26 protein-coding genes are annotated in these 21,249 nt (G+C 57.6%); 23 read left to right on the top strand and 3 right to left on the bottom strand.

What is annotated here, in order from left to right:
- Positions 1-21 precede the first annotated feature (21 nt).
- The gene (locus AC3WQN_RS10660; RefSeq protein ID WP_103399255.1) at positions 22-306 is read right to left on the bottom strand and encodes a phage antirepressor KilAC domain-containing protein; all 285 of its coding nucleotides are present in this window, start codon (positions 304-306) and stop codon (positions 22-24) included.
- Between the two features lie 8 nt (positions 307-314).
- Complete coding sequence (locus AC3WQN_RS10655) at positions 315-905, bottom strand: hypothetical protein (protein WP_103399254.1); 591 nt, start codon at positions 903-905, stop codon at positions 315-317.
- Between the two features lie 393 nt (positions 906-1,298).
- Here AC3WQN_RS10655 and AC3WQN_RS10650 point away from each other — a divergent pair, with 393 nt between their 5' ends.
- Complete coding sequence (locus AC3WQN_RS10650; RefSeq protein WP_103399253.1) at positions 1,299-2,690, top strand: AAA family ATPase; 1,392 nt, start codon at positions 1,299-1,301, stop codon at positions 2,688-2,690.
- Positions 2,690-3,625: a DUF4435 domain-containing protein gene (locus AC3WQN_RS10645; RefSeq protein WP_103399252.1), complete on the top strand. Its 936-nt coding sequence runs from the start codon at positions 2,690-2,692 to the stop codon at positions 3,623-3,625. The genes AC3WQN_RS10650 and AC3WQN_RS10645 overlap by 1 nt, the downstream gene beginning before the upstream one ends.
- A gap of 27 nt (positions 3,626-3,652) precedes the next feature.
- Here AC3WQN_RS10645 and AC3WQN_RS10640 read toward each other — a convergent pair whose 3' ends face one another.
- Positions 3,653-4,300 carry a LexA family protein gene (locus AC3WQN_RS10640; protein WP_103399251.1) on the bottom strand — a complete coding sequence of 216 codons (648 nt, stop codon included), beginning with the start codon at positions 4,298-4,300 and terminating at the stop codon, positions 3,653-3,655.
- 663 nt (positions 4,301-4,963) lie between these two features.
- Here AC3WQN_RS10640 and AC3WQN_RS10635 point away from each other — a divergent pair.
- From AC3WQN_RS10635 to AC3WQN_RS10535, 21 genes are all read left to right on the top strand, one after another.
- Positions 4,964-5,482, top strand: a complete 519-nt coding sequence (locus AC3WQN_RS10635; protein ID WP_178081883.1) for a phage regulatory CII family protein — start codon at positions 4,964-4,966, stop codon at positions 5,480-5,482.
- Entirely contained in the window at positions 5,475-5,702 is a 228-nt protein-coding gene (locus tag AC3WQN_RS10630; RefSeq protein WP_103399293.1) for a TraR/DksA family transcriptional regulator, read from the top strand. Before AC3WQN_RS10635 ends, AC3WQN_RS10630 begins: the two co-directional genes overlap by 8 nt.
- Positions 5,692-7,908, top strand: a complete 2,217-nt coding sequence (locus AC3WQN_RS10625) for a VapE domain-containing protein (protein WP_103399248.1) — start codon at positions 5,692-5,694, stop codon at positions 7,906-7,908. Before AC3WQN_RS10630 ends, AC3WQN_RS10625 begins: the two co-directional genes overlap by 11 nt.
- Complete coding sequence (locus tag AC3WQN_RS10620; protein WP_103399247.1) at positions 7,901-8,266, top strand: PA0613 family protein; 366 nt, start codon at positions 7,901-7,903, stop codon at positions 8,264-8,266. The genes AC3WQN_RS10625 and AC3WQN_RS10620 overlap by 8 nt, the downstream gene beginning before the upstream one ends.
- 514 nt (positions 8,267-8,780) lie before the next feature.
- Positions 8,781-9,125 (top strand): phage holin family protein, encoded by a 345-nt coding sequence (locus tag AC3WQN_RS10615; RefSeq protein WP_103399246.1) that lies wholly within the window; start codon positions 8,781-8,783, stop codon positions 9,123-9,125.
- A 145-nt stretch (positions 9,126-9,270) separates the two neighbouring features.
- Complete coding sequence (locus AC3WQN_RS10610; protein WP_103399245.1) at positions 9,271-9,873, top strand: terminase small subunit; 603 nt, start codon at positions 9,271-9,273, stop codon at positions 9,871-9,873.
- A gap of 4 nt (positions 9,874-9,877) precedes the next feature.
- Entirely contained in the window at positions 9,878-11,881 is a 2,004-nt protein-coding gene (locus AC3WQN_RS10605) for a phage terminase large subunit family protein (protein WP_103399244.1), read from the top strand.
- A gap of 1 nt (position 11,882) precedes the next feature.
- Positions 11,883-12,089, top strand: a complete 207-nt coding sequence (locus AC3WQN_RS10600; protein WP_103399243.1) for a phage head-tail joining protein — start codon at positions 11,883-11,885, stop codon at positions 12,087-12,089.
- Entirely contained in the window at positions 12,089-13,570 is a 1,482-nt protein-coding gene (locus tag AC3WQN_RS10595; RefSeq protein WP_103399242.1) for a phage portal protein, read from the top strand. Before AC3WQN_RS10600 ends, AC3WQN_RS10595 begins: the two co-directional genes overlap by 1 nt.
- A complete protein-coding gene (locus AC3WQN_RS10590; RefSeq protein ID WP_103399241.1) occupies positions 13,567-14,718 on the top strand; it encodes a head maturation protease, ClpP-related in 1,152 nt (383 codons plus the stop codon). The genes AC3WQN_RS10595 and AC3WQN_RS10590 overlap by 4 nt, the downstream gene beginning before the upstream one ends.
- A complete protein-coding gene (locus AC3WQN_RS10585; RefSeq protein ID WP_103399240.1) occupies positions 14,715-15,059 on the top strand; it encodes a head decoration protein in 345 nt (114 codons plus the stop codon). The genes AC3WQN_RS10590 and AC3WQN_RS10585 overlap by 4 nt, the downstream gene beginning before the upstream one ends.
- Positions 15,060-15,120: 61 nt before the next feature.
- Positions 15,121-16,116 carry a major capsid protein gene (locus tag AC3WQN_RS10580; RefSeq protein WP_103399239.1) on the top strand — a complete coding sequence of 332 codons (996 nt, stop codon included), beginning with the start codon at positions 15,121-15,123 and terminating at the stop codon, positions 16,114-16,116.
- Positions 16,117-16,118: 2 nt separating this feature from the next.
- A complete protein-coding gene (locus AC3WQN_RS10575) occupies positions 16,119-16,439 on the top strand; it encodes a head-tail joining protein (RefSeq protein ID WP_103399238.1) in 321 nt (106 codons plus the stop codon).
- Positions 16,436-17,092 carry a hypothetical protein gene (locus tag AC3WQN_RS10570; protein WP_103399237.1) on the top strand — a complete coding sequence of 219 codons (657 nt, stop codon included), beginning with the start codon at positions 16,436-16,438 and terminating at the stop codon, positions 17,090-17,092. The genes AC3WQN_RS10575 and AC3WQN_RS10570 overlap by 4 nt, the downstream gene beginning before the upstream one ends.
- Complete coding sequence (locus tag AC3WQN_RS10565) at positions 17,085-17,618, top strand: hypothetical protein (protein WP_103399236.1); 534 nt, start codon at positions 17,085-17,087, stop codon at positions 17,616-17,618. Before AC3WQN_RS10570 ends, AC3WQN_RS10565 begins: the two co-directional genes overlap by 8 nt.
- Entirely contained in the window at positions 17,619-18,194 is a 576-nt protein-coding gene (locus AC3WQN_RS10560; protein ID WP_103399235.1) for a phage baseplate assembly protein V, read from the top strand. It begins immediately after the preceding gene.
- Positions 18,195-18,252: 58 nt separating this feature from the next.
- Positions 18,253-18,531, top strand: coding sequence for a hypothetical protein (locus AC3WQN_RS10555; protein ID WP_103399234.1), 279 nt, complete (start codon positions 18,253-18,255; stop codon positions 18,529-18,531).
- A 5-nt stretch (positions 18,532-18,536) separates the two neighbouring features.
- Entirely contained in the window at positions 18,537-18,863 is a 327-nt protein-coding gene (locus AC3WQN_RS10550; RefSeq protein ID WP_103399233.1) for a GPW/gp25 family protein, read from the top strand.
- Positions 18,860-19,843 (top strand): baseplate assembly protein, encoded by a 984-nt coding sequence (locus tag AC3WQN_RS10545; protein ID WP_103399232.1) that lies wholly within the window; start codon positions 18,860-18,862, stop codon positions 19,841-19,843. The genes AC3WQN_RS10550 and AC3WQN_RS10545 overlap by 4 nt, the downstream gene beginning before the upstream one ends.
- Positions 19,840-20,565, top strand: coding sequence for a phage tail protein I (locus AC3WQN_RS10540; protein WP_103399231.1), 726 nt, complete (start codon positions 19,840-19,842; stop codon positions 20,563-20,565). Before AC3WQN_RS10545 ends, AC3WQN_RS10540 begins: the two co-directional genes overlap by 4 nt.
- Positions 20,562-21,248, top strand: a complete 687-nt coding sequence (locus AC3WQN_RS10535) for a phage tail-collar fiber domain-containing protein (RefSeq protein ID WP_103399230.1) — start codon at positions 20,562-20,564, stop codon at positions 21,246-21,248. Before AC3WQN_RS10540 ends, AC3WQN_RS10535 begins: the two co-directional genes overlap by 4 nt.
- Position 21,249 lies beyond the last annotated feature (1 nt).

Below are 21,249 nucleotides of genomic sequence, written 5' to 3'. Positions count from 1 at the left end.
ACTATCTGGCGGGCGTATTCCCTAGGCCACGTCATGGTGATCGGCCGGGACTGCGGGTAGTTCAAGCCCCAGTTGCTCGGCCAGCCAGCGCATGCCGGCTTGCCGGACCTTGGTCGACTGGCTGTATTGCATGCCGGCGGTTTCGTGATACCAGGTGCCGTCTTTGACCCGTAGATACTCGCGATCACGAACAGGAAATGCAGGCAGGTTGCGGTCGTCGAGCAGGCCTTTCTCACGCATGAGTGCGATCAGCTTGGGTCGGGTGAGATCGAAGTACTTGGCAGCTTTTTCCAGGCTTCGTTCCATGTCGCCCCCTAGGCAGCGTGCGCGGCGGGAGTCGCCACGGCGGCCAGGTGGGTGATGGATTCGGCGACCATGGCGTACATCTCGACGTCGGTGCCGTACACGGTGAAGCACTTGGTACGGGGCTTCTTGACGCCGATGCTCATGATGGCCGTGACGCCGGCTCGTGTTTTGTTGCGGTGAATGGCCAGGTGGATGGGCAACTCGAAACCTAGGTCGAGGCTGATGGCACCGCCGGTGCACACCAGATCGAACACTTGCTGCTTGTGCTCTATCTCAAACGCACCATAGCGGCGGATTGCGTGGGGCAATGACGGCGGTTCGACCGGGTTGCTGTGATTGGCCGGACCATTGGCGATCTCTTCCATGAAGTCGGCTAGCTTGAGATGCATCTTCTTGTTGTTGGGCAGAGTTAGCGTGTGGCGTTCGCTGCTAACCTCAACGGTGAAGTGCGTGTCGGCTTTGCTACGTTCAACTTTCAGGCGCAAAGACAGCGACTGACGTTGTGGTGAGGAACGCAGAACATGGTTGAAGGTCTCGCTCAGGTGAACCTGAGCCTGGAGCAGGGCCAGGGCGCGGTTGTCGAGTTTGAATTTGCTCATGCTGCATGCCCTCCATCGTTCGGGTTGAACGGAGCAGGCGTTGTGTGCTGTTTCAATTTAGGTTTGGACGCGTTGAAGGTGCAGCCGCAAACCCGCGCTAGACGGCGAATCTCGAAGATGCGGAAAGGGTCAGTCGTGGCCGGGTGGACGTGCAAAGTGGCTGTGGTGTGCATGGTGTTGCCTCGCTCTGTGGTGGAAGAGTGAGACAATAGTTAACCTTTGAGGTTAACTGGTCAACGTTTTTTTATCCTTTTCCTTCGATGGCGCGTTTTCTGGTCAACGATTTACCGAGCAGTTCAATCTGGATTTGACAGAGCAATTGGATAGGGCGTTATGATGGCTTTTTGAAAGCGCGCTGGTACGTGCTTTGTTGTTGTCGAGGGAAGGCAGGGTATGGATAACGTAACGATTCGAAGTATTGAACTTGAAGGGATTCATCAGCGTTATGATCTTAATCTTCAATTTTTCGACAGTCTCAATGTTTTGCACGGGCAGAACGGAACTGGGAAGTCAACTTTAATTCATATTCTAGCAAATATAGCAAATTGTGATTTTTTGCGTTTCATTTACTTGGATTTTAAAAGTATAACAGTTGGGTATTCGAGTGGTCTTGTAATAAAGGTTTTGAAAAGTGAGGATGGGAATACGTATAGAATAAAAAATCTGAATGCCTTATTTGATCCTGGGTTTGTATTTTATGGTGAGGAGGCGATAAAGTCTCTGTCAATGGTGGAAGATGAGAAAGTATCTTCTCGAGAATACGTAACGGAGTTGATGGCGCGTCTTTCTGTTTTTATTGAGAAAAATGGCATTCCGAGGATTAAGACTTCATATTTTCCTGCCTTTAGAACAATGCTGGAGGCTTGGTCAAGTCAGTTTGAAGAGGATGTTAGGCGCTACAGTAGAGCTCCCTCGTACGCACTTCCAACTCAGAAAGTTACATCGTTCGCTCGGAATTTGTTTGGGAAGTTTCTTCCAGTAATTAATTATCCATCTCCTCTCAGTATTGAGCATAATTTGCGTGAGGAGATAAGGGATGCTCATTTAAAGATAGCTCGCTACGAAAGTTCGGTGTTTTCTGATTCGTTTGTTAAGGTGTTTTCGGCGATTTTGAGCGACGAAGAGGGTACGGCGCAAGAGGCTGAGAGGTTACTTGAGGAGATTTCAGAGCTTACTACCGAAACCGCTCTAAACAAACTTGCAAATCTTGAGGGGCCTTCTTATACGTATGTTCAGTTACAAAATTTGGTGGGAAGAAGTCGGGAATCAAAGGAATTGGCGAGTTCCGCGACAGGGGCGTTAACTGTCTATCGTGATGCGTTGAAGGAGCGTAGGGATTTCCAAGCGAACATTTTTGCAAAAATCGATAAGTATTTTGACGCTGTGAATGCTTTTCTTGAGCAGAAAGAACTTCACTATGTGCCGGATTCCAGCCGGAGAATCCCTAAAGTAGGTTTGAAATTTAAAGATGGCGCTTGGAGTAGCATAAGAGTTATGTCCTCGGGCGAGCGCCAATTGTTAACTATGCTATATGCAGTAACTAAAATGAGTGCGGATTCGCTGGTTTTAATTGATGAGCCAGAACTCTCGCTACATATAGATTGGCAAGAGGAATTGCTAGGTAAAATGATGGCGCAACTCGGAGGTCGTCAGATTATAGTGTGTACTCATTCACCTTCAATTGCATCAGATTACAGAGATTTTATGATTGAGGTTGTTCCTGTATTGTCAGATTCAGCAGCGTCTCGAACAGATATTTCTGATGATGATGAGGAGGTTATCTGATGGATCTTAAATATGATATCTCCGAATATATTGCTATGGCTAGAATGAGTTCTAAGATCAGAATATTGGTTGAAGGCAAGGACGATCGAGGGCATGTGCTTAATCTGCTTAAGGTGTTGACGCCAAAAGTTAAATTGAAGATTGATATCGCAGTTGACATTGCGGGCGAGTGCAAACTTACTAGTTCAAATAATCGCGCTAAAATTGAAAGTATTCATTTTCAATGCAAAGGGAATAATAGTCATCGTAAATTGTTTTTTTTGTGTGATCGTGAGTTTCGAAATTTTAGTATTGAGGATGTAGTAAAGGATTTTAGCTCGACACATGAAGTCGACGGTAATCTATCCTGGACCTTAGGGCACTCAATTGAGAACTATTTTTTAAGCCCTTACATGCTGAGTGAGGGTTTTAGGTATTTGAGTGGGTCTGGTAGTAAAGCCAGTGCGTTACAAGTTTTTTGCGATTTTTTTGATGATTCAATGAAAAAAATAGCAGCTATTACATTGGCAGCTAGAGAGCTTAACTGTGCGAACTATCCTGCAAGTATTATCAAGTGGAATAATATAGATATCGATGGTGGGGTTGTCGAGTTGGGGCTTCGTAAGGAACCGTCCCAAAATGACTTTATGGAGAAGTTTATCAGTACGTATGAGGCTTTTTTGAGCGTTGTAAGTAATACTGATAGTGAAGTCTGTGCCAGATTGTGCAGAGGTCATACAGCTGTGCTTATTTTGCAAAGGCTATACGCTGCAAGTTTGTATCATGCGGGAAAAGGTGATGATGAAGAGGCGGCTAGATACGACGCTAATCTTTTTAGTAATGTTGCTGAGTCAAGTGTGTCCGCAGCACTATCTGAGGCTTGGATCAGGAAGGTTTCTGAGGGCGGTACGTTATATCCGCAGCCACTAGTTGATTCCGTGTTGTCTGTTGCTTAGTGGAGCCTAAGTATTCTTGACCTTCGTTTATAGGTCAGAAATTTTCCAACGTGCACGACCACAAATGGACCATTCTTCGGTCATCTTTATTATGCGCTCAGGCCAATCGGGATTGAGTGCATAGAGATACTGTTCGCTTCCCTCCTGTTTTAACTGTTTCAAGGTGGTTGCTTGGTCTCTTGTTCTCTTGGCTACAACAAAGTGACCTGGGAGAGCATCAAGTGATGGATCAATTATAATTTTATCTCCCTCTACGAATTTTGGCTCCATACTTATACCCTCAACTCGAAGTATGAATGCTCGAGGGCCCACAGGTCCTGGAGCGTCAATCCATTCTTCTGCATCTCTTGGGTCGAAACCACCTTGAGATTCACACCAAGCCCCTGCTGCAATGGATCCTATTACGGGTAATTTACGTCCAGTATGGCTCAACACAGTGGCGTTGTTGAACTCACCGATCCCGTAGGGCATGTCGAGGTAGCCGTGGTGAAGGCCCAGTGCCTTTTCAATCTCGCGCGCAATCTGATCCCCGATTCCTTTCGTAGGGTTTTTTCCTCCGAACGCACTCACTTGAGCTGGTGCTTTACCTAGGAGGTCGGCGATATCCGTCAGACGGAGTTTCTTCTCGGCTAAGATTCTTCGGAAGTTTTGTAGGCGGGTGTCTGAAATTTTCATTTTCTGATTTTGGCTGGATTAACCTTCCTGGTGAATGTCCTGCGGGGTATTGCTAAAAATAACCTCATGGGTTAATTTGTTTTTCAGGAGGTACATCACATGAAACTGCGAGATTACATCGACCATCTGGACTCCAAGGCACTTACGGCTTACGCCGGGCGTTGCCGAATTGCTGAGAGTTACCTGCGGTTACACGTCAAATATGCGAGCAAAGACCCAAGTGTCTCTTTGATCAAGTCCCTAACCCGCGAGAGTGAGGGGGGCGTTTCACTAACAGAGGTTCTGGAACATTTCGGTATCACCGAGACAACACCGACGAACAAAGCAGCGTAGTAAGAAAAAAGGCGACCCAAGGGCCGCCCAGTTCCTCCCGACACGCACCACCACAGCGCTGTCGGGTCGCGATAAAGGTAGGCGGGCACACCACATGCGAACCGTCGATCTTTATCGCGCTTTCCAAGGCACGGATGCCTTGGGTTGCTGCCTTCTCCACCACAGATAGGGCAGCTGTTGCGCCAGAGGTGAACGACGGATCGTTCGCCTCGGCACGGTGCCGGTTTCGATCTTGCGGATCTAGCCGGCGTTTGGGCCCTTTCAAGCCACGCGGCAAATGTATCACCACTGCATGTCGCGCGGCACTGGCAACTTATAAGGATTAATGCCATGAGCCGAATCGCTCTGAGTTGCGTTGATCGAGCACAGCGGGAAATCCTGCCGCTCGATTTGGCGCTCTACCATGCCGCTCGGGACTATCCCGGCGGCGCTGCTGCCATCGCCGCCACCACCGGCCGTAATCCCACCACGTTGCAACACAAACTCTCACCTACGCAACCCAGCCATTCAGTGAATATTCAGGAGTTTGGCGAGATCCTGGAGCTGACCAAGGACCGCCGCATCCTTGATTCGGTGCATGCTCTGGTCGGCGACACGATCTGGCAGGAACTGGCTGAGGCCTATACAAACGATATGCCCGAGACTCTGACCACGGGTATCGCCGAATACTTCCGTCGGGTCGCTGATCTGGCCGACACCTGGGCCAAGAGCATTGGTGATGGGGTCGTGGATGATCGCGAGTTGTCCGAGATCCACCTCCAGGTGTTTCGCGGTATTCAGGGGCTGTTGGGCATGTTCAACCGTGCCACCTACGTTAATCAGGTAGTGCGGGGTGGCGACCGTGGCTGATATCGCCGATTTTGCGAATGATCTGGTACAGGAACGGATTGATCAGGCACTGGCTGCTCGTAACGCTTCCAAATCTCGCGCCGTTGTTCATTCCTTCTTGTTCTGCGAAAAGTGTGATGTACCCATCCCCGAGCCCCGTCGCATAGCCCAACCGGGTTGTACCTGCTGTGTTGAATGCCAGTCCATGGATGATCACAAGAGGGCTCGTTATGCTCGATGAAGTACTCAATCAGTTCGCGGATTATGGCCTGGAGCCGACGCAGCCATTGATTTACGGCAAGTTGACCCGCTGTAAGACCTCGCAGGACAAGGGCAAGGAAAAGAACGGTTGGTACGTGGTGCATGAGCATCGCACCGTGAAGGGCGAAGCACTGATTTTCGGTAGTTTTGGTGACTGGCGTTCCGGCGAGTCGCAGAAGATCAAGGTCAAGACTGGGCGCATGACAACTGAAGAGCGGGAGGTCATGCGCGCTCGGCAGGAGGATGCCAAGCGTCGGGCCGCCGAGATCGCGACCAATGCTTCACGCCGTGCAGCCAGTCGAGCGTCAGGGCTGTTCCAGCGCATGCCTGACAGGGGGCGTAGCGCATACCTTGATCGAAAGCAGATTGTTGGTTTCGGTGTTCGTTATGCCCCGCGCTCCGGCGCGGTTTTGGTGCCGATGAGCAACGTTCGGGATCAAATCGTCGGTCTGCAGGTCATCTTCCCTGAGAAACAACAGGACACTGGACGTGACAAATCCTATTGGCCTTACGGTATGTCGAAGGAGGGAGCCTTTCACCTAATTGGCGGTCACCCCGAGCCTGGTGAACCGGTGTTGGTGTGTGAGGGATACGCCACTGGCGCTAGCTTGCACATGGCGACATCGATGGCTGTAGCGGTTGCCTTTGATGCAGGCAACCTGATGGTGGTTTCCAAGGCCATGCGCGAACGTTTCCCCGGTTGCCCGATCATTCTTTGTCGTGACGATGACTGGAAAACCAAGCGCCCGAACGGCTCCGCTTGGAATCCAGGTGAAGAGAAGGCCAGCAACGCAGCGACGGTAGTCGGAGGACAGGTGGTTGCGCCGGTCTTCTCTCTTGAGCGGGAGGACAAGTGGACCGACTTCAACGATTTGCATTGTGCTGAGGGCTTGGAAGCTGTTCGGCGTCAGGTACTCGCAGTGGTCAAGCCACCAGCAGCTGGTGGTTGGAAGAATCAACTATCTCGAAGTGAAAACGGCTCGCTGATCGCTCACATGCAGAACGTTGAGCTGATCCTCGGGAACGATGAGCGCTGGGCAGGAGTGATCGGTTACAGCTCCTTCAGCTCCAAGATCGTCAAGCTGCGAGCCGCTCCATACGGTGGCGGTGTGGGTGAGTGGGCTGATATTGATGACATGCGGGTGATGAAGTGGCTCGCGCAGCAGTACAACTTGCGAGTGAAGTCGACGCATGTGATTGAGGCTGTCAGCGTTGTTGCTCATGACCATTCATTTCATCCCGTATGCCAATACCTCAATGGGTTGGAGTGGGATCGTGTGCCCCGGCTCAGCACCTGGTTGACAGACGTTCTGGGAGTGGAGCTGAACGACTACAGCGCCAAAGTTGGCAAGCGTTGGATGGTGTCGGCGGTGGGACGGGTAATGGTGCCCGGATGTAAGGCTGACTCCGTGATGATCCTGGAAGGTGCGCAGGGCGCAGGTAAGTCCACGGCCCTTGGTGTTCTGGGCGGGGAGTGGTTCATGGATACTCCATTCACTCTCGGTGATAAGGATGCATTTCAAGCTATCCGTGGCAAATGGATCATTGAGCTGGGGGAGTTGGACAGTTTCAACAAGGCCGAGTCGACCAAGGCCAAGCAGTTTTTCTCAGCATCTACCGATACGTACCGCGAAAGCTATGGCCGTAGAACGATGGACGTGCCACGCCAGTGTGTTTTCGCGGGTACAACCAACCAGGACGAGTACCTGAAGGACGCCACTGGCAACCGACGATATTGGCCCGTGGCCTGTACGAAGGTGGATCTGGATCTGCTGCGCGAAATCCGCGACCAGCTCTGGGCTGAAGCGGTGTTCTGTTATGAGGCCGGCGATATCTGGTGGGTCAATCGGGATGAGGCGCCGCTGTTCGCGGAGGCGCAGGAAGAGCGTTTTGTTGTCGATGAATGGGAAGGACCAATTCTGAATTGGCTTGAGGAGTCTCAGATCGGCGAGACGACTACCGGTAGTGAGATCTTGTCTGGGCCTCTGAAGTTAGACGCCGGTCATTGGGGAAAGCCCGAGCAGATGCGGGTTGGCGCAATCATGCATCGATTGGGATGGCGAAAGCGACGACTGTCGGCGTTACCCAAAAGCGGTGTGCGGCCCTGGGCCTATCAGAAGCCGGCTGGGTGGGGACGCTCCACAGCATTGGAGCAGGCACCGATAGAGGAGCCTTGCTTTGATTAAGCGAATCGATGAGATGCTCAAACTCTGGGCGCAGGATTTGCATTCGCCGATGACCGAAGCCTATGGTAGCGCGAGTGGCGGCAACATGATTGCCATGCTGATAGAGTGCAAAGGCGAGCTGATACGGGGGACTCGCGGCAGCCGGGTGTTGTTGGATGAGTCGGCGGATATCGAGCTGATCGTCAATAAGCACTTGCCGCCGCAATTGTCGGTGGTCGTGCGTGAACACTACTGCAACCATGAAAGCATTCTGTCGCAGAAGATGTTGCACTGTGGGTGTAGCGCACCGACCTACTACCGTCGACTGCATGATGCCCATGTGAGCATCGAAGGCTTGCTGATGGGGAAGGCTGCATGACCCTTGGCATCGATCCGTCTGCCACTGTCCTGCTGTCTGGCTTTGTCCTACTACCATTTAAGTTAGCAGGACAGGCGCAGGCCACGTCTTTACAGGGCCGTCCTACTGTCCAACCTTCACCCACGTCATGCACACATGAGCGCAGCGGGCACGTATTCGCACCTATGGCGCGGACGCGTGCTTTTAACTCTCTCTATACACGAGAGAAAAGTAAATAAGGTAGGACAGTAGGGTAGATCCTTGAATTTAGGGGGCTACAGCTGTCCTACTTCGACTCTGAATAGTGGGACAGGTAGGACAGCGCCGGAGGCGCTGAAAGCCGAAATAAAGATATTCACCGACATTGCCTAGACGTAGCCCAGACATTCACCGGGTGGCATTAAAACAGGCTTGCTGCCATGAGAATCCACCTGTAAAAAGTAGTCATCTTCGATAGGTGCGACCGCAGAGAGCGGCAGGCACCACACACCAAACCCGGCCATTGCGCCGGGTTTTTGCGTTTATGGGGTAGGCGATGACGAACGAGCAGCAAGCACTGGCAGAGATGCCGATCTGGATGGTGATTGTCCTGTCGCTGGTCGGCGGTGTGTCGGGGGAGATGTGGCGTGCGGACAAGGCCGGGGTGCGGGGCTGGTCGTTGATGCGCCGCCTGGCACTGCGGTCGGGGGCCTGCGTTGCTTGCGGATTGTCGACCATGCTGCTGCTGAACGCTGCCGGGGTTTCGATAGTGGCGGCGGGAGGCCTCGGATGTTTGACGGCCATGGCCGGAGCCGATGTCGCTATCGGGTTGTACGAACGCTGGGCGGCGAAGCGGTTGGGCGTATGCGATGTGCCGCCGACCGGCGATGGGCAGCCCTGAAATTGCCGGGGACCCTGGGGATATTCGAAGGACACGGGGTCGCAAACCCGCGGGAAAGCGTTAGCCGCAGGGTTGCCAGCTTACTGAAATTCAATCCATTGAAATTGAAAGGTTTCCATTGAAAAGCCGTTGAAAAGGAGGGCTTATGACGGATCCACTCTTCCTGTCTAAAAGCGCTTTCGCGGCTCGCATCGGCAGGACGCCGAGTTACATCACCTGGCTGAAAGACAACAACCGCCTGGTGCTGGCACCGAACGGCAAACAGGTCGATGTGCTGGCGACCGAAGCCCTGATCCTGGAAACCGCCGACCCAAGCAAGGCCGCCGTCGCGGCTCGGCACCAGCAGGACCGGATTCAGCGCGACGTTTACAGTCAACTGTCCCCCCTTGTCGAGCCGACTTCCACGGCTGCGCCGCAGCAACCGATTGGTGGCGACGGCAAGTCGCCGGACTTCCAAAAAGCCCGCGCCCTACGCGAGCACAACATGGCGAAGTTGACCGAGATCGAATTGCACAAGGCTCAGGGTTCACTGGTCGACCGGATTGCGGTCGAAACCGGGGCCTACAACGCGGGTCGCCTGCTGCGCGATCAACTGTTCGGACCATTGCCTCAGTTGTCCCATGACCTTGCGGCCATGACGGACCCCTGGCAAATCGAAAAACACCTGACGGCGACGATCCGTCGAACGCTGGAAGAGGCCGAGCGGCTGTCTTCAGCGGACCTTGAGCACGCCCTTATCCCGAGTTGAACCCATGCACACGGAATTTCCTGACGGTGCAAAGGTGTACCGTGAGTCGTATTTCCGTGGGCTGCGACCCGATCCTGACCTCTGGATCGATGAGTGGGCCGACGAGTACATGCGTATCCCACGAGACACCGGTGCCCCTGAACCCGGCCAGTACCGCACTTCGCGTACGCCTTATGCTCGTGAACCCATGCGCTGTTTGTCGCCGGCTCACCCTTGCAAGCGCGTGGTCACCATGGTGGCCTCGCAGCTGATGAAAACCCAGATCGCCCTCAACTGGATGGGCGGCTTGATTCACATGGCGCCGTCCAACATCCTGGCGTTGCTGCCCAGCCTGGGCCTGGCCAAGCGGGTCTCGGGACGGATCAGCAAAACCATCAAGGCCACGCCGGTGCTGCGTGAACGGGTGGCGGCCAGCCGCTCGCGGGATGCGCGCAACACCATGGACACCAAGGAGTTCGAAGGTGGTTCGCTGTACGTCACCACCGCCGGCTCGGCGGCCAACCTGTCGGAGTTGTCGGCGCGCTACATCTACGGCGATGAGGTCGACCGCTGGGAAAACGATGTCGGCCAGGAAGGCGACCCTATCGGTTTGGCGGAAACCCGGGCGACCAACTTTGGCCGCAACGCGAAGATCTATTTTTCCAGCTCGCCAACCATCAAGGGCGCTTCGCGGATCGCCGACTTGTTCGACTCCAGCGACCAGCGTCACTACTACGTGCCGTGCCCAACCTGCGGGCATATGCAGGTACTGGAGTGGGAGCGTTTGCACTACAGCCAGGACTTCAACACCGCGCATTACGAGTGTGCGGCCCCTGAGTGCGACGTGCTGATCGAGGAACACCACAAGGGCAACATGCTCTCCCGTGGTGAGTGGCGTGCCCATGGCGAAGGCGACGGCGAGACAATCGGCTTTCACCTCAACGCCCTGTATTCGCCGATGGGTTGGATGGACTGGCGCTCCCTCGCCAAGGAGTTCGAAGAGGCTAAGAAGGCCCAGTCCAAGGGCGACATGGGCTTGATGCAGGTGTTCTACAACACCCGTCTGGCCAAGGTGTGGGACAGCGCGCAAGAGCAAACCAAGGCCGAGGTGTTGATCGCTCGGGCACGGCTGGAAACCTACACCCTCGGCGCGATGCCGGTCGGCGTACTGATGCTGACCGGCTCCGTTGACGTACAGGTCAACCGCCTGGAACTGATGGTGATGGGCTTCGGCATCGGGATGGAACGCTGGGTGGTCGACCATCAGGTGATCTGGGGTAACCCGGCGGATGAACGCACTTGGGCAGTGCTGGATGAAAAGCTCAAGGTCCGGTACCGACATCCCTGCGGGGTCGGGTTGGCGATTCTGGCGACCGGCGTCGACTCCGGTGGGCACCACACCGACGAGGTCTACCAGTTCTGCCGAGTGCGTCGCTGGCGCAACATCTTTGCCATCAAGGGCGCGAGCAAGCCCGGCAAGCCGGTAATCGCTCAGCGGCCATCCATGGTCGATGTGACCTGGAAGGGGCAGACCGAGCGCAACGGTGCCGAGCTGTGGTTCGTCGGTACCGACACCGCCAAGGACTGGATCTACAACCGCTACCCGTTCGACAGCGGGCCAGGCGCGCTGCACTTTGCCAACGACCTGCCGGACGAGTTCTTCGCCCAGTGCGTGGCCGAGCGCAAAGTCGCCCGGTACGTCAGAGGTCACAAGCGTATCGAGTGGGTCAAGGGCAAGGCTGAACGCAACGAAGCCCTCGACCTGATGGTGTACTGCCTGGCCATGGCCCATTACCTGGGGATCAACCGCTACCAGGAGCACGACTGGGAACGGGTGCGGCAGTCGCTGGCGCAGGCAGGTCTGTTCGATGAAAAGGTTATCGCGGCTGAACGCGTCGCGGTCACTGTAGAGACAACCACAACACCGCAGCCGACACCGCAACCCATTGCTCCAGTTGCGCAACAGCGACCATCCACACCGCCACCGCAACGCCGCAGCTCCAGCAGCGGTTATCTGAAGAGACGCTGATATGTCCTTTACCCAGAAGCACCTCGACGCGGTTGAGGGGGCTATCGCTCGCGGTGAAAAAACCGTGCGCTATGGCGACCGCACCGTGGAATACCGATCCATTGACGAACTGCTCAAGGCTCGCGATGAGATCCGCACCTCGCGGGTCAACTCAGCCGGCCCGCGCTCTCGCGTGATCCGGCTATACCACGGAGGCAAAGGCATCTAATGGCTCGACATTATCCGACGCTGACCCGTAACGGATTCTTGTTGCCGTCGAACATCAAGGCCAGTTACGAAGGCGCCGGGGAGGGCCGTCGGTCCACTGGCTGGGATGCGCCCGACAACGGGATCAACAGCATCAACACCCCGGCATTGCGTAACTTGCGCTCCCGTTCTCGGGCGGCAGTACGCAATGACCCCTATGCCTTCAACGTGATCGACAAGCGCGTCAGCAATCTGATCGGCACCGGGATCAACCCTCGGCCGAAAACCGACGACGATGCGTTACGCAAAGTGTTGCAGGAGCTCTGGGAGGACTGGGTCGATGAATCGGATGCCGATGAGCGCACCGACTTTTACGGCCAGCAGGCGTTGATCGCTCGCACGGTCGAAACCTCGGGTGAGTGTTTTGTCCGGTTGCGACCACGCGGCTTGGATGAGGGACTCGCGGTGCCCTTGCAGCTTCAGGTGCTGGCACCGGAGTTCGTGCCGCATGACAAGTTCGAGACCACCAAAACCGGCAACTTCATCCGTGCTGGGATCGAGTTCACGCCGGGCGGCAAGCGGGTGGCGTACTGGATGTACCTGGCGCACCCGCGAGATGCGTCGTCGCTGAACGCCGGTTACAACCAATTGGTGCGGGTGCCAGCTGCCCAGGTATTGCACATCTTCGAACCCGTCGAGCCCGGCCAGTTGCGCGGTGTGCCGCGCTTGTCACCTGTGTTGAAACGCCTGCGTAGCCTCGACAACTACGACGACGCAGTGTTGTTCCGCCAAGAGGTGGCCAACCTGTTTGCCGGCTTCATCAGTCGCCCGGCACCGGACTCCGGACAGACGCCCAGAGATCCGGTAACCGGCCAACTGCTGAGCACCGACCGCGATGGCTTCACGCCGATGGTCGCGTTGGAGCCCGGCACCATGCAGGAGCTGGGGCCAGGTGAAGAGGTCGAGTTCTCCAAGCCGCCGGACGCGGGCAACAACTACCCGGACTTTATGCGACAGCAGCTGATGGCTGCCGCAGCTGGGACCGGGACGCCTTACGAGATCCTTACCGGCGACATGCGCGAGGTCAACGACCGGGCACTGCGGGTGGTGCTCAACGAGTTTCGGCGCCGATTGGAACAACTGCAATTCAGCGTGTATGTGCACCAGTTGTGTCGCCCAGTCCGCGCCGCGTGGATGGACATGGCGGTGCTGTCGGGCGTCCTGGTGCTGGACGATTACGCGCAACGTCGCCGCGAATACCTGCGCACACGTTGGGTACCGCAAGGCTGGGCCTACATTCAGCCGGTGCAGGACGTACAGGCTCGCCGGATGGAAGTGCAAGCGGGCTTCGCCTCGCGCAGCGAGATGGTCTTGCGCACCGGTTACGACGCCGAAACGGTCGACGCGGAAAACGCGGCGGATCTCGCCAGAGCCACGGCCCTTGGCCTCAATTACACCACTCTCGACGCCGTCGTTTCCCTCGACGACAAGGAGCAACCATGAGCAAAAAAGCGCTCCCGCGCATCTACGACAAGGCCGGCAAGCGCGTGCCGGTCCAGGACAAAAGCTGGTACGCCGTGCAAGCCAGCGGCGAAGCCGAACAACGCACCATTGAAGTTTTTGTGTATGGCGAGATTGGTTACTGGGGCGTCACGGCCAATCAGTTCGTGCTCGATCTGCAGGCAATGGATGACGGTGTGTCACCAGTCATCGTCGCCTTCAACAGCATCGGCGGTGACTTGTTCGACGGCTTGGCGATTCATAACGCGCTGTCGCGTCTCGGCGAACGTTGCACCGGTCGTGTCGATGCCTTGGCGGCCAGTGCGGCCAGTGTGGCGGTCTGCGGCGCGCACCGGGTGGTGATTGCGGCCAACGCCATGCTGATGATTCACAATCCCTGGACCTACGCTTCGGGCGATGCCGAGGACTTCCGCAAGGTGGCCCAGGTGCTGGATCAAACCATGGAAGCGATTATCGCTGCCTACAAGTCCAAGGCGCCGGACATCGACGAAACCGAGCTACGGCGGATGGTTGATGCTGAAACCTGGCTCACCGCTAATGAAGCGGTGGCACTGGGCCTGGCCGATGAAGTGGGCGAGGGCGTGAAGGTCAAGGCCTGTCTCGGCCAGGGTGGGGTGTTGCAGCGCTACCAGCATGCACCGGCAGATCTGCTGGCCCAGCTCGACGAACCACCCGAGTCAGATCCTGAATTGGAGCCTGTCGACCCACCGGCGCCGCCCGTGGTCGACTCGGCCAAGCTGGCGCTGATGATCACCCAGCGTTGCGCAGAGGCAGGGATCAGCAATTTGGTCGCGCCGCTGCTCAGCTCGACCAAACTCGAAAGCGAAGAGATCGTCCAGGCGGGCCTGACTCGGGCCAAAGCTGTGAATGACCTCTGTGTTGCGGCGCGGTTGCCGGAGTTCAGCGTCGAGTACGTCGCGGCAGGGCTAGACGCACCGGCGGTCCGTGCGCGTCTGTTCGACAAGATCGTCGGTAGTGGCAAGGGCTTCGAAATCGACAACAGCCTGCCACTGGATAACGACCCACCGTCGAAGGTGCAGGCCAAGCAAATCGATCAGCCTTCGATCTGGTCGGCCCGGCAAGCCGCGCATTCCGGCAAACCTCAATCTGCTACAGGAGCAAGAACATGACCATTCAACGCGAGTCCATGCATGCAGGCGAGTTTCTCCTGTCCGAAGCCCCCGGCACTATTTCCCGCGAGGCTATCAACGTCGCTGCCGGTCCCGCACTGGAACCGGGGCAGATCCTCGGTCTGGTCAGTGCCACCAGCGAGTTTGCCCCATACAACCCGACCGCTGAAGACGGTAGCGAAAACGCGTTGGCCATTCTTTATGGCCCGTTGGGCGAGTCGGATGTGGTGCGTCGCGGCCGTGCCGTGGTGCGTTTGGCTGAAGTCAGCGAGGCGCACCTCACCGGTCTCGATCCCGCCGCTGAAAAGGCCCTGGCCACTCATTTCTTGATCGTCCGCTAGGACGAGCACCCTGATTATCGAACCCGCCGAGTGCGGGTTTTTGCTTTTTGGAGATTGATTCATGGCTGATATTGAAATCTTTAACGATGACGCGTTCTCGGTCTCGTCGCTGACCGCCGCCATCAACGAACAGGAATACTTGCCGGGCCGTATCAGTAGCCTCGGCCTGTTCCAGGAAGAAGGCATCACCACCCTGACCGTGCAGATCGAAAAGGACGGTGACACCCTGGCCCTGGTCCCTGCGGGTGAGCGTGGTACCTCCGGTCTGGTGGTGGCGGGCACCAAGCGCAACCTGATCCCCTTCAACACCGTGCACCTGCCTCAGCGTTTTGCGATCAAGGCCGATGAGATTCAGGGGATTCGTGCGTTCGGTACCCGGTCCGAGCTGCAGGCGGTTCAGGATGTGGTCAACAAGCGCCTGGCCAGATGCCGGCGGCAGCTGGACGCCACGCACGAGTTTCAGCGCATGGGGGCGTTGAATGGGCAGATTCTTGATGCGGACGGTACGACCGTCCTGCTGGACATCTACAAAACCTTCGGCGTGACCCGCAAGAAAATGTCCATGGGCCTGAACAGCCCCGACACCGAGATCCGTGTCAAATGTGGTGACGCATTGGACCTGCAGGAGGATGCGCTGGGCAGCATTACCAGCAGCGGTTCCCGGGCGCTCTGTGGCAAGAATTTCTGGAACAAGCTGGTCGTTCACAAGTCGATCAAGGAAACCTTCCTCAACAGCCAGCAGGCGGCGGCATTGCGTGGCGATGCTCGTGAGAGCTTCGAGTTTGGTGGCATCGTCTGGGAGCGTTATCGCGGCAAGATCGCGGGCGTGTCCTTCGTTCATGACGACAAGGCACTGCTGATTCCTGAGGGCGTACCTGACCTCTATATCTCGGTGTTTGCGCCGGCAGACTACATGGAGACGGTCAACACCGAGGGTGTTCCGTACTACAGCAAGATCGAGCCGTTGCCGTTCAACAAGGGCATGGCCGGTGAAGCTCAGTCCAACCCGTTGCACCTGTGCACGCGGCCCCTGGCGCAGATCCTGCTGGAACTCTGAGTATGGCCTTTCGCGACCTAATCGCCGAAGTCGACGACGTGGTATTCGAAACCCTGGGCGACAGCGCGCAGATCGAGGGCCGGGATGAGCCGGTCCTTGGCATGTTTGCCGCGCCCTGGCTGCAGCCGAAGTTCGGCAAGCTCAACAGCGGGCTGCGTGAGCCGCGCTTCGAGATTCGCGTCAGTGACTCCCACGGCCTGAGTAAAGGCTTGCGGGTCAGCGTCGATCTGCCGGAGCTGGACGGTGGCGGCGACTATGACTTGCTGCAACTGGAACCCAGCGGTGACGGTCTGGTCGCCTTGATCCTGAGGAAACGCGCATGAGTATCGGCAGCTACTCGGAACAAAAACGCAACAGCGGGATGCTCACCATCCAGCCGTCAGCCGTGCATATTCAGGCCTTTCAGGACTTTGCCAAACTGCTACCGAAAGCTGCAGCAGCGGCTCAGCGGCGGGCAATCAACAAAACCTTGGGGCGGCTGCGTACGCACATTGCACGGGCGGTGGGCAAACAAGAGCGGATTGCCATTGCTGCCGTGCGGCAGCGTCTGCGCGCTTATCCGGTTACCGGCGGCGCCATGCGCGGCAAGCTTTGGTTCGGCCTCAATGCCATTGAGGCCAGTCGCACTGGTCGAGCGCGGCAAACCGGCAGCGGTGTCTCGGTGGCCGGTCGGCGGTATCAGGGGGCGTTTTATAAAAAGGTGTACGGCAGCAAAGCCGATATCTGGATCCGCACCGCGAGCAAACACTTTTCAGCGGATGACTATCCCGACACGGAGCAGGGTCGACGCCGTTCGGGTTTTGTCGAGGAAAACGACAACCGCTTCCCCCTGGCCAAGGCCAAGGTGTCGCTGGAGCAGGCGCGGCCGCACTTCGACAGCTGGATAAAACGTGCCGATGAAATCTTGCTGGGCATCCTCAAGCAAGAGCTCAACTTTGAACTGCAAAAGTACCTGAAGAGGACGGCCCGTGTCTGATGAACCTTTTAGCCTCGCACAGCTGTTCGGGGCCATTGAGCAGCACCTGGACGACAATCTACCCGGCTTGCAAATGGTTGCCGTGTGGCCGGATCTGAGCGGTCGGCAGCACATTCCGCTGCCAGCGGTGTTCCTTGAACTGGCCGAGTTTGAGCCAGGTCAGGACATTGGCACCGGTGAGACGGTACTGGTTTGCAAGTTCGAGGCGCGGATCGTCGTCGACGTATTGCGCGATGATCACCAGCGGCAAGCGGCACAGTTGGCGACTCAGCTCGCCGTGCTGTTGCGGGCACAGACCTGGGGCTTGGAGGTCGAGCCCGCAGAGTTCGTGCAGGCGGTACAAGACTGGACCCGGCCGGAGCTGGACGGTTACACCGTCTGGTTGGTGGAGTGGAACCAGCAGGTTTACCTCGGCAGCGAAGAGTGGCCTTGGCCGGCTCAGCCTTCAGGCACCTTGGTGTTTGGCTTTCACCCCGAGACCGGGCCAGGTCACGAAGCTGATTACGTTGCACCGGGGGATATGTGAATGAGCTACCCCGTCGCGGAGCACGACCGGATGATCGCCGCCATGCTGATGCCCTGCGTGGTGGTCGGGGTAGATCTGGCGGCCGGGATGGTGCGGGTGCAGTCCGGTGAATGGGTCAGCGCCTGGGTGCGCTGGCACAGCCAGGCCGCCGGCAAGGCGCGTCACTGGCGGGCGCCGAGCTTGAAAGAGCAGGGCGTGTTGCTCAGTCCGAGCGGTGTCGCCGGGATGGGTACCTTCATTCCTGGCTTGTACGGCAATGCCGGTGCCCAGCCGGACAACCGTGACCATGTCGAAGTCTGGCGCTTCGACGATGGCGGTTCGCTGGTCTACGACTGGAAAGCCCACAGCTACACCATCGATCTACCGGCCGGTACCGCGACCATCAAGGTTGGCGACTCGGTGTTTGAAGTCACGCCGGACCAGGTGCGGGTTGTTGCCAGTCAGATCACCTTGGTCGGCACGGTCACGGTGGATGGACCCGTAACCATCAACGGCACACTGAACACCTCCGGCGACATCAACAGTGCCGGCAAGGTCATCGATGCCGGCGGCAACACGCCGAACCACAAACACTGATTGACCGTCATTTTCTAGCCCGCCGCGTGCGGGCTTTTGCATATCTGGAGCACGCCTTATGAGTAAGTCAAAAGCTGATGGCGATCAGACCGAACCGGCCGAAGCTGTTGCAGTGCCGGGATTGAAACCAGCACCACTGGGATTCCCCGCAACCTCTGACGTGGTCACACCTATCGGATCGCCGCGAGTGTTTCGCGACACCGTGTACACCTCGCGCACTATGGTCTTTCCGGATGGCAGCACGGCACCGGTGCTTGAAGGCCGTGTCACGGCGCTGGGGGATGAGCAATTCGACTTCCTGAGCGCCCATCCTGATCTGGAGTTGCTGCAGGAGTAAACATCATGATCGGAATGGACCGCCGCACCGGCTTGCCCATCTCCGGCCGCGCACACCTTGCTCAGTCCATCGAAGACATCCTCACCACCCCGGTTGGTAGTCGGCGCATGCGGCCGGAGTACGGCAGCCAGCTGCGCCGGTTTGTCGACCTGCCGGTGACCGAAGGCTGGAAGAGCGCGGTACAGGCCGAGGTGGCTCGCTCGTTGGGCCGGTGGGAACCACGCCTCAAGTTGGAACAGGTGCGGGTGGTCGCCGTGGTCGGAGGGCGTATTGATTTTCGCTTGTCGGGTGAGTACCAGGGTGACGCCATCACATTGGAGGTGAGCGGATGACCATTGATTTATCGCTGTTGCCGCCGCCTGAGGTGCTGGAGTCGCTGGACTTTGAGGACCTCTATCAGGAAGTGCTGGCCAACTTTCGCTTGGGCATGGGGGATAACTGGACGGCTCAGTTGGAGTCCGATCCGATCATCAAACTGTTGGAGCTCGCGGCCTATCAGAAGCTGCTGGGGCGGGCTCGGGTCAACGATGCCGCCAAGGCCAGTCTGCTGGCGTACGCCCGGGGCACGGACTTGGATAATCGGGCGGCGGACTTCAATGTCACGCGGCTGACGCTCACCGCTGCTGACCCCGATGCCGTGCCGCCACGGCTGGCGGTGATGGAGACGGACGACGCCTTGCTGTATCGCACGCAACTGTCCCTAGAGGGGCTATCCGTGGCCGGCAGCAGCGGGGCTTATGAGTTTCATGCCCTGACGGCTTCGGCCAACGTCGCCAGCGTTTCGGTGGACTCGCCGACGTTCGTCGCGGCCGAGGTTAGCCAGGCGGTGCGTGCCCTGTTGCCGGCCGGCGCGATAGTGCTGGTCTGCGACTACGCCGCCGGCCTGACGAATCCGCTGCCGGGCGACGTGTCGTTGGCCTTGCTGCCGATAGTGGGCAGTGAAGTGTCCGCTGGTGAGTTGGTGGCCATCGTCCAGAAGGCGTTGTCGGCCGAGGACGTGCGACCGATCACTGACCGACCCCGCAGTCAGATCGGCCTGCCCACGGCGTACAGCGTGGAGGCTGATCTGGAGGTTAAGCCCGGACCTGACCGGGAGGTGGTGATGGCGTCGGCCCGGAGCAATCTGGATGCCACCGTGGCGGCGGCAAGAGCCCTTGAGGGCAAGTTGTCGCTGTCGGCCATCTATGCCGCGTTGCATGTCTCTGGGGTGGCTTCAGTGAAGCTGAAGAAACCGGCCGCTGACGTGATCTGCGATAAGCGGCATTTTCCCGATTGCACTGCGATCACCCTGAAACCGATGGCCAGCACATGAGCCAGTTACTGCCGCATAACAGCACGCAGTTGGAGCGGGCTCTGGCCACTGCCTGTGACTTAGGCATTGACCCAGAGATTATCCGGGGCGTTGCCGACTCGGCGCGCTGCCCGGTGAACTTCTTGCCGTGGCTCGCCTGGGCCATGTCGGTCGAAGGCTGGGAGGCGGCCGACACCGAAGAACAACAACGCGCCCTGATTCGTCAATCGATCCCGATTCACAAACACAAGGGCACGGTCGGCGCGATCCGCCGGGTGCTGAAGGCGGTCGGGGTGACCGCAGATTACAAGGAATGGACGCAAGTCCCGGGCGCAGTGCCGTACAGCTTTGAGCTGATCGCCTGGGCTAACGACAACCGCCCAGGTGAGGGGGTGATTCTTTCCCCGCAATTGTTCCAGCGTCTGCGCGCCCTGATCGATGCCACCAAGAACGAACGCAGCCACTACCAGCTCAAGCTCGGTGCCCGTTTCGATAACGCCCTGGGGTTGGCCAATGCCAGTCAGGTGCAGGTGTTGGACCGGCGCACCCTGGATCCGTTGCCGGTTCAGCCAGACACGCTGGAACAGCCGTTAGGTCTGGCGAACGCCTCGGACGTGCGTTGTGTCATTCGCCAAACCGCTGAGCTGCAGGCCGTGCCGGGGCAGGTGGAGCAGGGCTTTGCACTGGCCAATGCCGCCCGGACCCTCATCGTTGTCAGGGCCACTATGGAGGCTGTTTTATGAGTACCCCGTTACAACCCGTTATTACCAAGGCCGGTCTGCGCGCCATTTGGCGCCCAGACAACACCGGTTTGGCCGCTGAAATCACGCATGTCGTGGTGGGCACGGCCGGTTATACACCTTCAAACACGCAGACCGCGCTGCGCAGCCAGGTGGCCAAGATCCCAATCTCGGATGGGGAAAGGCTGAGCGACACCCTGTTGCACGTCACGGCAATCGCCGATGGGCCACAGGCGTACTGGGTGCGTGAGATTGGTTTTCTGCTGGCCGACGGCACCTTGCTGGCCGTCTGGGCGCACGCGACCGACGTGCTGGCGTACAAGCCGGCCGATGCCGATCTGCTGCTGGCCTATGACCTTTCGTTGACCGCGCTCCCTCCTGGCAGTGTCACGATCACTTCGACCGGCGCCGGACTCAACCTGACGCTCGCGGAGGAACTGGCCGCACTGGCTGCGGCGCAAATTGCCGAGATGCTGCGGGGCGTTAAGCAGCAGGAGTTGCTCGACGATCAAGCAAAGCTGCACCAGATGGGAGGTCAGCAAATTACCAATCTGATGGATCGGATGAGGGTCGCCGAGCAGCGCCAGGACTCGGACCGTGACGGCCTGTTAACAGCCATTGCAGCCAACGCCACCGGGCTAATTACCCTGCAAAACCTATTCGCTAAAACCATCCTTGGAGTTTGAC

It is taken from the genome of Pseudomonas sp. FW300-N1A1 (assembly GCF_058789115.1).
Note: the sequence above shows the minus strand (reverse complement) of the source record. Positions and strands in the feature narration are given on the sequence as shown.

Coding starts and splice junctions, on each gene's coding strand:
- AC3WQN_RS10660 (WP_103399255.1), bottom strand. CDS start 306: ATGGAACGAAGCCTGGAAAAAGCTGCCAAGTACTTCGATCTCACCCGA.
- AC3WQN_RS10655 (WP_103399254.1), bottom strand. CDS start 905: ATGAGCAAATTCAAACTCGACAACCGCGCCCTGGCCCTGCTCCAGGCT.
- AC3WQN_RS10650 (WP_103399253.1), top strand. CDS start 1,299: ATGGATAACGTAACGATTCGAAGTATTGAACTTGAAGGGATTCATCAG.
- AC3WQN_RS10645 (WP_103399252.1), top strand. CDS start 2,690: ATGGATCTTAAATATGATATCTCCGAATATATTGCTATGGCTAGAATG.
- AC3WQN_RS10640 (WP_103399251.1), bottom strand. CDS start 4,300: ATGAAAATTTCAGACACCCGCCTACAAAACTTCCGAAGAATCTTAGCC.
- AC3WQN_RS10635 (WP_178081883.1), top strand. CDS start 4,964: ATGAGCCGAATCGCTCTGAGTTGCGTTGATCGAGCACAGCGGGAAATC.
- AC3WQN_RS10625 (WP_103399248.1), top strand. CDS start 5,692: ATGCTCGATGAAGTACTCAATCAGTTCGCGGATTATGGCCTGGAGCCG.
- AC3WQN_RS10615 (WP_103399246.1), top strand. CDS start 8,781: ATGACGAACGAGCAGCAAGCACTGGCAGAGATGCCGATCTGGATGGTG.
- AC3WQN_RS10610 (WP_103399245.1), top strand. CDS start 9,271: ATGACGGATCCACTCTTCCTGTCTAAAAGCGCTTTCGCGGCTCGCATC.
- AC3WQN_RS10605 (WP_103399244.1), top strand. CDS start 9,878: ATGCACACGGAATTTCCTGACGGTGCAAAGGTGTACCGTGAGTCGTAT.
- AC3WQN_RS10600 (WP_103399243.1), top strand. CDS start 11,883: ATGTCCTTTACCCAGAAGCACCTCGACGCGGTTGAGGGGGCTATCGCT.
- AC3WQN_RS10595 (WP_103399242.1), top strand. CDS start 12,089: ATGGCTCGACATTATCCGACGCTGACCCGTAACGGATTCTTGTTGCCG.
- AC3WQN_RS10590 (WP_103399241.1), top strand. CDS start 13,567: ATGAGCAAAAAAGCGCTCCCGCGCATCTACGACAAGGCCGGCAAGCGC.
- AC3WQN_RS10585 (WP_103399240.1), top strand. CDS start 14,715: ATGACCATTCAACGCGAGTCCATGCATGCAGGCGAGTTTCTCCTGTCC.
- AC3WQN_RS10580 (WP_103399239.1), top strand. CDS start 15,121: ATGGCTGATATTGAAATCTTTAACGATGACGCGTTCTCGGTCTCGTCG.
- AC3WQN_RS10575 (WP_103399238.1), top strand. CDS start 16,119: ATGGCCTTTCGCGACCTAATCGCCGAAGTCGACGACGTGGTATTCGAA.
- AC3WQN_RS10570 (WP_103399237.1), top strand. CDS start 16,436: ATGAGTATCGGCAGCTACTCGGAACAAAAACGCAACAGCGGGATGCTC.
- AC3WQN_RS10560 (WP_103399235.1), top strand. CDS start 17,619: ATGAGCTACCCCGTCGCGGAGCACGACCGGATGATCGCCGCCATGCTG.
- AC3WQN_RS10555 (WP_103399234.1), top strand. CDS start 18,253: ATGAGTAAGTCAAAAGCTGATGGCGATCAGACCGAACCGGCCGAAGCT.
- AC3WQN_RS10550 (WP_103399233.1), top strand. CDS start 18,537: ATGATCGGAATGGACCGCCGCACCGGCTTGCCCATCTCCGGCCGCGCA.
- AC3WQN_RS10545 (WP_103399232.1), top strand. CDS start 18,860: ATGACCATTGATTTATCGCTGTTGCCGCCGCCTGAGGTGCTGGAGTCG.
- AC3WQN_RS10540 (WP_103399231.1), top strand. CDS start 19,840: ATGAGCCAGTTACTGCCGCATAACAGCACGCAGTTGGAGCGGGCTCTG.
- AC3WQN_RS10535 (WP_103399230.1), top strand. CDS start 20,562: ATGAGTACCCCGTTACAACCCGTTATTACCAAGGCCGGTCTGCGCGCC.